The 12,319-nt window shown below is 73.7% G+C and carries 12 protein-coding genes; 6 read left to right on the top strand and 6 right to left on the bottom strand.

Annotated features, from left to right (window positions below):
- Positions 1-75: 75 nt before the first annotated feature.
- Complete coding sequence (locus tag ACIP82_RS04835; RefSeq protein WP_363608337.1) at positions 76-549, bottom strand: GNAT family N-acetyltransferase; 474 nt, start codon at positions 547-549, stop codon at positions 76-78.
- A gap of 81 nt (positions 550-630) precedes the next feature.
- Positions 631-4,644: an AAA domain-containing protein gene (locus tag ACIP82_RS04830; protein ID WP_400650869.1), complete on the bottom strand. Its 4,014-nt coding sequence runs from the start codon at positions 4,642-4,644 to the stop codon at positions 631-633.
- Positions 4,645-4,866: 222 nt separating this feature from the next.
- Between ACIP82_RS04830 and ACIP82_RS04825 the strand changes: the two genes are divergently transcribed.
- The 4 genes from ACIP82_RS04825 to ACIP82_RS04810 all read left to right on the top strand — a co-directional run bounded on the left by ACIP82_RS04825 (position 4,867) and on the right by ACIP82_RS04810 (position 7,918).
- Entirely contained in the window at positions 4,867-5,133 is a 267-nt protein-coding gene (locus ACIP82_RS04825) for a hypothetical protein (RefSeq protein WP_400650866.1), read from the top strand.
- Between the two features lie 123 nt (positions 5,134-5,256).
- Positions 5,257-6,894, top strand: a complete 1,638-nt coding sequence (locus tag ACIP82_RS04820) for a phytoene desaturase family protein (RefSeq protein WP_400650864.1) — start codon at positions 5,257-5,259, stop codon at positions 6,892-6,894.
- A gap of 64 nt (positions 6,895-6,958) precedes the next feature.
- Complete coding sequence (locus tag ACIP82_RS04815; RefSeq protein WP_400650861.1) at positions 6,959-7,432, top strand: SRPBCC family protein; 474 nt, start codon at positions 6,959-6,961, stop codon at positions 7,430-7,432.
- A gap of 312 nt (positions 7,433-7,744) precedes the next feature.
- On the top strand, positions 7,745-7,918 hold the full coding sequence (locus tag ACIP82_RS04810) for a CsbD family protein (protein ID WP_363608347.1): 174 nt from the start codon (positions 7,745-7,747) through the stop codon (positions 7,916-7,918).
- Between the two features lie 227 nt (positions 7,919-8,145).
- Here ACIP82_RS04810 and ACIP82_RS04805 read toward each other — a convergent pair whose 3' ends face one another.
- The 3 genes from ACIP82_RS04805 to ACIP82_RS04795 form a co-directional block, all read right to left on the bottom strand.
- The gene (locus tag ACIP82_RS04805) at positions 8,146-8,700 is read right to left on the bottom strand and encodes a hypothetical protein (RefSeq protein ID WP_400650858.1); all 555 of its coding nucleotides are present in this window, start codon (positions 8,698-8,700) and stop codon (positions 8,146-8,148) included.
- 83 nt (positions 8,701-8,783) lie between these two features.
- Entirely contained in the window at positions 8,784-9,338 is a 555-nt protein-coding gene (locus ACIP82_RS04800) for a hypothetical protein (RefSeq protein ID WP_400650857.1), read from the bottom strand.
- A 204-nt stretch (positions 9,339-9,542) separates the two neighbouring features.
- Complete coding sequence (locus ACIP82_RS04795; RefSeq protein WP_363608353.1) at positions 9,543-10,595, bottom strand: AI-2E family transporter; 1,053 nt, start codon at positions 10,593-10,595, stop codon at positions 9,543-9,545.
- A gap of 365 nt (positions 10,596-10,960) precedes the next feature.
- Between ACIP82_RS04795 and ACIP82_RS04790 the strand changes: the two genes are divergently transcribed.
- Together ACIP82_RS04790 and ACIP82_RS04785 are read left to right on the top strand one after the other, a co-directional pair.
- On the top strand, positions 10,961-11,101 hold the full coding sequence (locus ACIP82_RS04790; RefSeq protein WP_400650855.1) for a hypothetical protein: 141 nt from the start codon (positions 10,961-10,963) through the stop codon (positions 11,099-11,101).
- A gap of 10 nt (positions 11,102-11,111) precedes the next feature.
- Positions 11,112-11,576 carry an ATP-binding protein gene (locus ACIP82_RS04785; protein WP_363608356.1) on the top strand — a complete coding sequence of 155 codons (465 nt, stop codon included), beginning with the start codon at positions 11,112-11,114 and terminating at the stop codon, positions 11,574-11,576.
- A gap of 312 nt (positions 11,577-11,888) precedes the next feature.
- Here ACIP82_RS04785 and ACIP82_RS04780 read toward each other — a convergent pair whose 3' ends face one another.
- A complete protein-coding gene (locus ACIP82_RS04780) occupies positions 11,889-12,212 on the bottom strand; it encodes a plasmid stabilization protein (protein WP_400650853.1) in 324 nt (107 codons plus the stop codon).
- Positions 12,213-12,319: the final 107 nt, after the last annotated feature.

Raw genomic sequence — 12,319 nt, 5'->3', positions numbered from 1 at the left:
GGCGGGGCGGTGAAGTACGGCACCGTCTCGACCTCGGATCCGCACTCCTCGCAGACCCGGGTCCCGACTGTCTGGTCAGCGCACCCACCCGTCAGGGCCGGGACGCAGCGTCATGTAGCCGTCCACGGGCCCGAAGCCGAGGTCGCGGTAGAGCGGGGCGCCGGCCTCGGTGGCGCGCAGCTCGATCGAGCCGCAGCCGGCGTCCTGGAGCGCCTCGACCAGGGCGGTGGTGACGGCACGGGCGTGGCCGCGCCGCCGGTGCGCGGGGTCCGTGGCCACCGTGTGGATCCGGCCCCAGCGGCCGGTGGGAAAGGCCGGGCCGAGGTAGCCGCGGTAGATGATGCCGATGGCGCACGCCGCGAGCCCGCCGTCGGTGGGGACGACGTAGGCGAGCAGGTTCGGGTCGCTGCCGAGGCGGGCGCGCATGTCGTCACGGAAGGTCGAGCGCCACTCGTCGGTGGGCTGGGCGCCGTCCAGGACGGCGACGCGCAGGCGCAGCAGTTCGTCGGCGTCCTCGGGCCGGGCCGGACGGGCGGTGGTGGCGGTCATCGGCTGGTCTCCTTCGCACGGGGGTCGGGGTCGGGGTCGGTGGTGAGGAGGAGGCGGATCCGGCGGGCAGGACGGCGGCGCTCAGGAGCACGCCGGCTCCGCTTCCCCCTGCGGCCACGCGTCGCGGTCGCGGCGGTGGTCGAACTCCTCGGCCTCGGCGGCCAGGACGTCGAAGTGGGGGAGCGGGGCCCAGAGGCTTCGTTCGCCGATGACGTAGAGGCGGCGCTTGGCGCGGCTGGCGGCGACGTTGAGCAGGTGCGGGGTGCCGGCGGCCCACGCGCGGGCGCCGGGCCGGCCTCCGCCGAGTACGAGGATGACCACGTCGGCCTCCTTGCCCTGGGCCTTGTGGACGGTGGCGCAGCGTTCGTCGAGGAGATCAGGGGACCAGCCGGTGCGCTCGCGGCAGATCTTCCTGCACTCGTCGACGAGGGCGCGGAACGGGGCGATGATGCGCAGGCGTTCGAGGTCGACGCCGTGCTGGTGGAGGCGGTCGAGGACGAAGGTGAAGGCGCGGCGGTCGCGTTCGCCCCAGGGGGCGTCGGGTGGGCGGTTGGGGTCGTCGGTGTTGAGCCAGCGGCTGGGCAGCAGGCCGTCGCGGGCGGTGTCGGGGAAGGGCCTGGGGTGGGTGCCGTAGACCATGAGGCCGCCGTACGCGACCTCGTTGCTGACGGTGAACATCGGTTCTTCGCAGCGGCGGTGGACACGCAGGGGCGAGCCGACCCAGACGTACTCGTCGTCACCGCCGGGGGAGGGCAGGTAGGTGCCGTAGCGGTTGACACGGTCGGCGACGGCCTGCGCGGAGGTGGCGGAGGGCAGCCACTCCTCGTCCACTCCGTAGGCGCGCAGCAGGCGGCGCTGGAGGCTGGTGGGCATGGTGACGACGGGTTCGAGCTGGAGAGGGTCGCCGACCAGGACGGCGCGGCGGGCCCGCCACAGGGCGCCGACGGCGGCCTGCGGGGTGGCCTGGCCGGCCTCGTCGACGAGGACCCAGCCGACCGAGCCCTGTCCGAGGCGGGCGAACATGCTGCCGATGGAGGAGAAGGTGGTGGAGACCACCGGCACGAGGAGGAAGAGGGTCTGCCAGGCGTGCTGGACCTCCTCGTCGGGGACGGGGCCGTTGGTGCCGGCCATCAGCTCCATCAGGACCTGGAGGTTGCCGCGGACCTTCTTGGCGGTGCCCGCGACGAGGGCGCGGTGCAGGTCGAGGGCGCGCAGGAACAGATCGCTGCGGGCGGTGGACCAGGCCTCGTCGGACCAGGGTGAGCCGAGTTCCTGGTCGCGCTCGTCGAGGTGGAGCCAGCCGAGCGGCAGGGCGGGCAGCGTGCTGGCGGCCTCCCGCAACTGGTGGTGGAGGGCGTCGAGTTCGGCGACGGCGGAGTCGAGGTCGCGCCGGGCGGTGGCCGTCGCGTCCCGGGCGCGCCGGAGTGCGTCGTCGGCCGCGTCCTCCTCGGCGCGGGCCGCGTCCTCGCGGGCCTGGGCGGCGGCGACGGCGGAGGCGGCCTCGGCCACCGCGCCGCCGCTGCGGGCGTGGAGGTCGGCGGCCAGGGCCTCGGTGCGTACGGCGGCGGCGACCTGCGCCATGGCGCTGTCCAGGTCGGTGCGCTGCTGGACGAGCAGGTGCAGGATCTCGGCCTGGGTGCGGTCGCGGTGCTGTTCGGCGGCCTGCCGGTCGGCGGAGGTCTGCAGCAGGCGGCGCAGTCCGCCGCGCACGCCCCGTTCGGTGGTCGGGGGCGCCTCGTGACGGGCGGTCAGCGTGTCCACGTACTGCCGGTGGTGTGCGGCCAGTTCGCGGGCGGCCGACAGGTCCGCGCGGGCGGTGGCCAGCTGCCGGCGGGTCTGGGGAACGCCTTCGCCGGCCAGCCGGTGTGCCGTCTCGGCTGCCCGGGTGGCGGCCTGGGCGGTGGCGGTCGCCGCGGTGGCGGTGTCGAGGCGGGCCGCGGCGGCGACCGCCCGCTCGTCGGCGCGGTGGACGTCGGCTCGCAGTGTCTCGATCCGCTGTCCGGCCCGCGGTGACTCGACGCCCTCCAACCTGGCGGCCAGTCGGCGGCGTTGCTCGCGCAGGCGCTCGACCTCGGCCTGCGCGGCGCGGAAGTCGGCGACGGCCTGCGTCCAGGACGGCACCGGCCGGGCCGGACCGGCCGGTGGGGCGGTGCTCGGGCCGGCGGAGCCCTCGGCCCGGCCGCGGGCCGGGGCCGGGGTGCGGGGCGGGATCCAGTCACTCAGGAGGGCCTGCATGCCGCGCAGCGCGGGGAGCCCCGCGGCGGTGCGGGCGACGGCCTCCTTCTCGGGCAGCCGCCCCCACCAGAAGCGCTCCCCGAACTCCCTGCGGTTGGCCTTGTTACCGAGTACGGCCGCGACGAGCCCCCACGCGGGCGCGCCCCCGAGGAGCGCGGAGGCGAGGTCGGCAAAGTGGTCCGGGTCGTCGTGCCAGTGTTCGTCGAGCGCGTCGAGGCCGGGGAGTTCGGCGGTGATGTTCTCCACCGCGCCGTTGTTGGAGGAGGTGACCACGATCTCGAAGCCGGTCAGCCGCGGGTCGAGCCCGGAGACGAAGCGCGCGTGAGCGCCCTGGCGGTCCTTGCCCTGCCACGGTCGGCCGGTGAACGCCTGTGCGGGCCGGTCGAAGTCGGCCATCGCCGCGGCCCGTTCGACCACGAGTGCGGCGACCAGATCGCGCAGCATCGTCGTCTTGCCCGTTCCCGGCGGGCCGTTGACCGAGAACAGCCCGCCGTCGGTGCCCGCCCGGTCGGCCAGCATGCGGTCGACCGCGAACTGCTGGCTCAGCGCGAGGGGGAACCGCGCCGGTGCCGGCCACCGGCCGGCCGGCACCAGGTCCGGAGCGACACCGGCCAGGACGACCTCGCGGTCCTGCCGGACATCCGTCCTCGCGCCGGTGTCGATGGCGCCGTGCTCGGTCAGGTAGGCGTCCAGGGCCGGGCCGAGGCCCTCGCCGGCGGCCGCGCGCACCCGGGCGAGGTCCGGCGGAAGCAGGCTGTTGAGGAACGGCTGGGCGGCGGTGACCTTGGTCCTCGGATCGCGCGGGCGGTGAACCAGCAGGCTGCGCACCCGGACGACCCTCGGCCGCAGGTGCTCCTGGACACCGCACAGGTCGGCGATCTGCGCGGTCAGGGCCACCAGGTCGGCGAACGCGACCGGGCGCGGACCGGCATCGGCCTCGCGGCCGGGCACCGCAGCCACGTCCGCCGGGTCGGTGGGCGATGCCTCGGAGGCGGCGTCCGGGCCGCTGTCGGCTTCGGCCGCGCGGCCCTCCTCCACGGTGCCGCGAGCGGAGTGGCGGGCCGCAGCCCAGTCGGCGGCGCGACGTACCAGGGGCTCCGTCGCACCCTGCAACGCGACGCCGGCGATCTCGCCGAACAGCGCGCCGACCGCGGCCACCGCGGCGCCGCCCAGAATTTCGGCGAGCAGCTGCTGCCAGCCGCGAGTACCGGCCACGGGTTCCGGTGCCGCCGTCCCATCGGGCCGCCGGACCGCTTCCCGGACCGTGGATCCGGGCGATCGGGGGGAAGTGGCGTACGGGTTCGCGGCAGCGGTCAGCTCGCCGACCGCCACGGCGAACGCCTCGCTCAGTTCCTCGAAGCCGTCCAGCCACCCGGGAACGGACGGGCCCGGGTCGAACAGCCGCCCCGCCGCCCAGCCGCACGCGGAGACCACGGACGTGTCCTCGATCGGGCGCCCCTGGTCGTCCAGGACGAGCGCGAACATCGCGCTCTGACCGGACAGCACCAGCTCCTCCTGCGGCACCCCCGGATCCGGGTCGGTGCCCTCGGGCAGCACCGCGATCATCGCCTGGCGCAACAGCTCCAGGTCGAAGACCCCGCCGTACACCTCGTGGCGCCACACCTTCCCGTACGGCGCCCGGTCTGCGGCCGTCACCGGATGGTCCGGCGCCCACGGCAGCGGCGGCAGTGCCTGGCCCGCCGTCGGCGTCAGATCCACGACGTGCTTGTCCGCGGTGCCGGCCCGGCCCGCGCGGCGCCGGCTCGCCGCCGGGATGGTCGGCGGGCTGAACAGCTCGACGGCCCGCCAGCATTCCAGCAGAGCCTCCTGGCGCCGGCCCTCCCCATGTGCGGTCCGCACCCACTGCCCCCGTGTCGAACGTGCGGCGCACGGCCGCTTTCTGTGCTGATCAGCTGTCCGCAGAATCTACCCGACCAGGTCCGGGTGAGCGGAGTGGGTTGCACGGGTGCCTGGCGGGGCGCGGTGCGCACACGGCAGGGCCGGGACTGCGCCCGATCGGTGGATCAGCCCTCGCCCGCTGTCGGGTGGCGTGCCTGCGGCGGGGAGGCGAGCATCGAGACCATGGCCGACCGCGACATCCCCTTGAGTCACGACGCGTTCTACCTGGACGCCACGGCCCGTATGTTCGGGTGGAACGTCACGCGGGAGGCGGACGAGAGTCTGATGATGTCGCTGTTCGAGCGGACGGTGCGGGTGGTCTTCTGGCACGACGGCGGGTTCCGGTACGCGTGGGCCACAGGCCCGGGCAACGAGGCCATGGAACTGGCACTGCCGGAGGTGCTCGACGTGCTGGAGGAGTACGGCAGCGCGACGCCGCCGGCGCCGTAATGGAGGAGGAGGCCTGATCGGCAGCGTGTGTCACCGGGCGTTGCCCCGGATCCTCCGGCGGGCCGCGCCGCACTGGCGCGGGTAGCGTCTTGTCCTGGGGAGCCCGGCAGCGCGAGGAGACTCATGTCCGATGCCATCGTGATCGGCGCGGGCCCCAACGGGCTGGTGGCCGCCAACGTCCTGGCGGACGCCGGCTGGCAGGTCGATGTCCTGGAAGGCCAGGCGGAGCCCGGCGGGGCGGTCCGTAGCGACCGGGGCGTCCACCCCGGCTATGTCCACGACGTGTTCAGCTCCTTCTACCCGCTCGCCATGGCCTCGCCCGCCATCGGAGCACTGGACCTGGAGAAGCACGGTCTGCGCTGGAGCCACGCACCCACCGTCCTGGCCCACCCCCTGCCCGACGGGCGCTGCGCCACGCTGCACCGGGGCGCCGCCGCGACCTGCGCAGGCCTGGAGAGCACGTTCGGCGGGGCGGACGCCGGGGCGTGGCAGCGGCTCTCGCAGCTGTGGGACGAGCTGGACCCCCACCTCCTGCGGACGCTCTTCACTCCTTTTCCGCCGGTCAAGGCCGGTGCGGCGACGGCGGCCCGGATACGGGCGGCGGGCGGTCTGCGGGCGTTGCGCTTCCTGACCCTGCCGGTGCGCCGCCTGGCGCAGGAGGAGTTCACCCAACCGGGTGCCGGTCTGCTGCTCGCCGGGTGCGCGCTGCACGCCGACATGCTGCCCGAGGGCGTCGGCAGCGCGGCCTTCGGCTGGCTGATGGCGATGCTCGGACAGCAGGTCGGCTGGCCCGTCCCGGTGGGCGGCGCCTCCGCCCTGACGGGCGCGCTGGTGCGCCGCCTGGAGTCCCTGGGCGGCAGGGTGCACTGCGGGGCCCCGGTCGTGGAGGTGATCGTGCGCGGCGGCCGCGCGCTGGGAGTGCGTACCGTCGACGGCCGGGCGTACCGGGCCCATCGCGCGGTCCTCGCGGACGTGCCCGCCCCCGCCCTCTACGGTTCACTCGTGGGGTGGGAGCACCTGCCGCCCCGGACGGCGGAGGACCTGCGCCGCTTCCAGTGGGATTTCTCCACCCTCAAGGTCGACTGGGCTCTGGACGGCGCGATCCCCTGGGCCGCACCAGCGGCGGCGGACGCGGGAACCGTGCACCTGGGCGCCGACCTGGACGAGCTCAGCGACTACGCCCTGCAGCTGACCACCGGGCGGCTCCCGCGCCGCCCGTTCGCCCTCCTGGGGCAGATGACCACCGCTGACCCCGCCCGCTCCCCGGCCGGAACCGAATCGGCCTGGGCCTACACCCACGTCCCGCAGAAGATCAAGGACGATCTGGGCCCCGACGCCATCACCGGACGCTGGGACACCCGCGAGGCACACGCCATGGCGGAGCGCGTCGAGGACCAGGTGGAACGCTTCGCGCCGGGCTTCAAGGACAGGATCGTCGCCCGGCGCATCCTCACCCCGCCGATCCTGCAGTCCCTCAATCCCAGCCTGGTCGGCGGTGCCATCAACGGCGGCACCACCGCCCTGCACCAGCAACTCGTCTTCCGCCCCGTGCCGGGCACCGGCCGGCCCGAGACACCCGTCACCGGGCTCTACCTGGCTTCCTCCTCCGCGCACCCGGGCGGCGGCGTCCACGGCGCCTGCGGAGCCAACGCCGCCCGCGCGGCCCTGCGCTCGCACCGGCTTCTGGCCGGCCGCATTCTCTCACCCGGCCTGGCCGCCGCCCAACGGCTGCTGTCGGGCCCACGCGAGAAACACATCTGACGATCACCGCACCGGCCCCGCCGGGCAGCAGACCGCGTGGCGGGGAACACGGAGGAGGAACCGCATGGCACGGCGCCAGCAATTCATCGAGTGCCCACCGCAGCAGGTGTGGGCCGTCCTGGCGGACGGCCACAGCTACGCCCAGTGGGTCGTCGGCACCCAGCACATCGGCCACGTCGACCCGCGCTGGCCCGCTGTCGGTGCCGTCCTGCGCTACCAGGCCGGCCTCGGACCGTTCAACATCCACGACATGACCGTGGTGAGGATCTGCGAGCCCGGCACCCGCCTGGAACTCGAGGCGAAGGCCCACCCGTTCGGCGCCGCCCGCATCGCCCTCACCCTCATCCCCTGGGGAGACAACACCCTGGTCCTCCTCGACGAGCACCCCCTGACCGGTGCCGGCGCGCGGCTCCAGGGACCGGCCAGCGAACTGCTGCTCCACCTGCGCAACCGCCGGTTGCTCGGCAACCTGGCCCGGGTAGCGGTCGGGGAACAGCATCAGGACACGGCCTCGGGCTCCGCCCCGCACCATTGGTGAGCGCGATCGCCTCTGTCACCGATGACGGGGCGGCGCCGATGACGACACAGCGCCGTTCGCTGACAGGCCTTCTCCGCGACAACGGCACGGCGTGAAGCAGTCGCCTGGTCGGCCGGACAAGTCTTGGCAGCCAAAAGGTAGTTCGGGGCGCCCGGCCGCTTGTTGCCCACCCTGATCGTTCTTCACGCCGGGAAGCCGACCTTCAGGCTCGACGTACCCGTGCATCAGGGCGACCCAGGAGACCCCCGGCGTTATCGTGGAAGGAGTGGCGGGCCCGCGATCGGGGCCATAACTCACGAAAGGCAACCAGCCATGGCTATCGGGAAGAAGGCCGCCCACAAGGCCGAAGCGGTCAAGGGCGGCGCGAAGAAGACCGCCGGTCGCGCGACCGGTGACCGCAAGCTCGAGGCAGAGGGCCGCGGCGACCAGATCAAGGGCAACATCAAACAGGCAGGCGCCAAGATCAAGGACGCCTTCAAGCACTGACCGTCCGGCCGCGGCGGCGCTCGGCCTGTATTCCCGCGCGGCCGCGGCCCGGCGTATCGGACACCCTGGCGGCGCGCCGCCCCACGTCCAGCATGTCCGCCGCCGATCCGATGGCCGCACTGACAGGTCGTCACCTGCGCTACGACCGGCACGACCCCGCGATCCCGGCCAACGGCGATCTGGTCTTCTCCAGGGGCCGCGGGGGCGTGTGTCTTCTGCCGCGTTGCTCAGGTGCTGAGCAGGCGGTTGAAGAACGAGCGGTAGCGCCGGAGCGCGATGCGCAGTTCTTCGGTCGGCACCTCGTCGCCGCGGTGCCATTGGCCTTCGAGGTCCTGCTTGTGTGCGGCGAAGGTGGTGGCGAGTGCCTGCATCGCTTCGGCGACCAGTGTGTCGGCCGCGTGTACGGCGTTGCGCGGGTCGTCGACGAAATCGCTCTGGATCTTCTGCCACCGTGAGCGGAACTCCTCCTGCTCCGCCCCCAACAGGGGTTCGCTCTCGTCGGCGGCTTCCTGGTCTTCGGCGGGCTCGGATGCCCGGGCGTCACCTTTCTCCCGGTCTTCTTTCTCCCGGTCTTCGGCTTTCTCCCGGTCTTCGGCCCGGTCTTCGGCCGTGGACTCCTGCCCGCGGCCCTCCCGCTCGGTGGCGGTGGCTTCCCCGGGGAACGCCGGTGGCGAATCCGCCCAGGAAGTACCGCTCTGTTCGTCGGTGTCCTGTCGGGCGCCGGCCAGGTCCTGCGTGGACAGGCCGCCCTCGCCCGGCTCGGGTGTCTCTTGGCTGCGCATCTCTTCACTTCCGTTTCGGCAGTTACGGTCGGCTGCGGCCGCCGACGGGTGCGCCCTGCCGGCTCAACTCGCCGGTCCAGGGCTCACGTACGGCTGTCCCGCGGCCGGTCGCCGTTGTGGAGCAGTTCCTCGAACAGGGTGCGGTAGTGCACCATCGCGCCCCGCAGCTCTTCCGTGGTCGCCTGGTGGCGGCTGCTGCGGTCGTTGACCTCGTGGGCGGACCGGAAGTGCGTCAGCACGTTCCCGTGTTCGACGGAGAGGTCCTTGAGCTGCTGTTCGTACCCCTCGGTCGGGTATCCGCGTTCGCTCATGAGCGTGGTGACGAGCCGGTCCGCCTCGTGCACCGCGTCGTCGGGCCGATCGACGAACCGTTCCTGCACCCGGGCCCAGTCCTCGGCGTACCGGTCCCGGACGCCTGGTGGCAGCGGCTTGATGTTCAGCGCGTCGTGGCGTGCCTCGCGTTCGCGCAGCTCGCGGTCGGCCGCCAGACGGCCGTCCTTCGCCTCCGCGGTCCGGTCGTACTCCGGCCCGAACCGCTCCCGCAAGTGGCGGCGGCGTGTGACGAACCACGCCACCAGCGCGCACACGATCAGCAGGACCACGACGACACCGATGATGATGAGGGTTCCTGTTGACATTGGGTCCTCCGCTTGTAGCCCACTGAACCCCCAAGACCGCGCCTTCCCTTGACTGCTGATCCGAAACGCGGACAAACCAGGCCGAACTTTCGCCACCTGGCGGCCTCCGAAGACCGGCCCCCGCTGAGGGCGTACGTCTCCGGCCGTCGTGGGGCCGGCGCCCGGCAGCGGTTCGCTCGAATCGCTCGACTTCGTGGAGCGCCATCAGCCCGAGGGCGCCGGTCGGGTCGGCGGCCCGTGGTCCCGGAGCTCGCCGATCACCGCCCAGGCCACCGACACCACCGGCACCGCCACCACCGCGCCCAGGAGGCCGGCCAGGACGGCGCCGCCGGTCACGGACAGGGCCACCGCGACCGGGTGGATCCGGACCGACCAGCTCATGACCAGCGGGTGCAGCAGATGGCCCTCGATCTGGCCGATGACCACGATCAGCCCGAGCACCAGCAGCGCGACCAGCGGACCACGGGCGGCCAGGGCGACCAGCGCGGCGACGGCCAGCGCGATGGGGGAGCCGATCAGCGGGACGAGCGCCGCGACGAACTCCAGCACCGTCAGCGGCAGTACGAGCGGCACCCGCAGCACGGCCAGGGCGATACCGACCAGCATCGCGTTGGTCGCCGCCACGATCAGCACCCCTCGGGTGTAACCGGCGAAGGTGTGCCACGCGGCGCGCCCCGCCCGGCCCCACACCGGACGCGCCCGGGCGGGGAGCTGGTGCTGCGCCCAGCACCACATCCGGTCGCCGGAGTGGAGGAAGAACACCGAGCAGAACACCGCGAGCGCCAGCCCGGTGAGCAGTTCGACGGCCCGGCTCGCGCCGCTGAGCGCGGTGCTGAGCAGCGCGGAGCGGTGGGCGGCGACGAACTCGCCGATCTTGGCCCGCAGGCCGGTGACGGTGCCGGGCCGCAGGTGGAAGGGGGCACCGGTGAGCCAGTGGTCGATCCGGCCGAGGCCGCCGCGCAGTTCGGTGCCCAGCCGGCTCCAGTCACCGGCGACGGTCGTCCCCACCAGGGTGAGAACGCCGGCCACGACCACGAGGGCGCAGACGACGGCCAGCAGGACGGCGAGCGGGCGGGGCAGCGTCCGCGCCAGCAGGTCGACGAGCGGCCGCAGGACGGAGGTGATGACCAGCGCCAGGAACACGGCGATGACCGGAAGTTCGAGCTGGGTGAGGACGGAGACGGCCAGATAGGCGGCCACGCCCAGCAGGACCAGCCGCCAGGTGTACCCGGCGGCGGTCCGCAGCCCGGAGGGCACGCGGTCCCCGGAGGGCACGCGGTCCCGGGACGCCGGGGGACGGACCCGGGGCGGGTTCACCCTGGTCCGGCGGCTGCCGGGCGGGCGGGGTCGCCGGGCCGCTCTGACGCCGTTCACTCGCACGGGCGGCCTCCCTGACGTCGGCCGGGTTTCGTCCGGTCCCGTGCGGCTACCCCGGCGGGTGGGCCGGAAACGGTCGCGGCCACGGCGGCGTGGCGACCGCGGCCGGCAGGACCACGAGGCCCACGGCCGGTCACGCCACGTGGTCGCCGGGCAGTCCGGAGTGGGGGCGGTGCGGGGGGGCAGGACGGTCTCTCCTGCGCCCGCGCCCGTGTAGCCGCCGCGGAGCCGGGCAAACGCGGGGCGTGGACGAGGAGCAGGTGGTGAGTCCGGCCCTGCCCGGGACGGCGATCTCCCCGGCCCCGGTCGTCCGCGCGACCCGGCGCGCCGCCCGGCGCACGACGGCCGCAGACCCGCCGCCGGGCACCTCCGACGACGTGGAGTGAGGAGCCCGGCATGAAGCGCCCAGGCGAAGGCCCCGCGCCAAAGGGCTCCGACCGGACCAGGCGGCTCGTGCTGGACGGCGGCGAAGGCGCGGTGCAGCGTTCCCGGGACTTCAGCCGCCGGTCCCTGGTGTCCTGGCATTGGCTGCCCACCTCGGACGCCGGGCAGCTGGCGGTGGCGGGGGACGTCCTGCTGATGGTCTCGGAGCTGGTCACCAACGCGTGCCTGTACGCGCCCGGCGGCCCTCGGGAACTGCGGCTGAGCTGGGACGGCGAGCGGCTGCGGGTGGAGGTTTCGGACGCCAGCCCGGTCCCGCCGCGGCTGCGCCCGTTCGCCGACCCCGGTCGTCCTGGTGGCTACGGTCTGCGGGTGGTGGACCGGTTGGCGCGCGACTGGGGCTGTCTGCCCGAGGGCGAGGGGAAGCTGGTGTGGCTGGAGGTTCCGTCCCCGATGGACCACGGCGCCCGTCGGCGCTGACCCGCTGAGACCCGCTGACCCTCGGGCTCGGCACTACCAGGTCTGCCCCCTCGGTACAGCCAGGTCTGCCCCCGGAGGCCGGCGCGGTCAGGCCTGCGCGGTCAGGTCCGCCCGGGGTGTGGCCTGGGCGGCGGTGCCGGATCGGGGCCCGGGAAGGGGCCGGGATTCGGGAAGGGCGGGATCGGCGGCGGAACCGGGTCGGGGTCCTTGCCCGGCTTCGGCGCAGGGTCGGGGCGGGGGATCGGCTCGGTGTCCGGGCCCGGGGGAGGCGGGATGGTCATCACGGCCGGGACGGTCTTCACGACGGCCTCCTCAACGGCCCAGCGCGTGCGCCAGCTCGCGCTTGTTCATCTTCGAACGGCCCTTGATGTCGCGGTGCTTGGCCTCGTTGTACAACTGCTCGTAGGTCGGGCCCTGGGCCCCCTTGTGCGAGCGCTGCCCACCGCGGCGGCTGGAGGACATGTCCTGGAGGGAACTGCGGCTCGCGGTCTTCGACTCGCCGTGCCGGGCGCGTTCCTTGTTCACCGTCCGGGCGGCGATCTCCTTCGCCCGCTTCTCGCTCTCGCCCCGGTCGAGCGCGCTCTCCTTGATGTGCTCGTACTGGCGCTCCCGCTTGGGGCTGGATCCTCGCGGCATGGCGGTCGCTCCTCTCTCGGCCGAGGTTGTTGCCCGAGCGCGTATACCCGGAGAAAAAGCAACAAACCACCCAAAACATGAATTGGATGTCGTGTGTCGGGTAGAAA

It is taken from the genome of Kitasatospora sp. NPDC088548, from assembly GCF_044753005.1.
Lineage (GTDB): Bacteria > Actinomycetota > Actinomycetes > Streptomycetales > Streptomycetaceae > Kitasatospora.
Note: the sequence above shows the minus strand (reverse complement) of the source record. Positions and strands in the feature narration are given on the sequence as shown.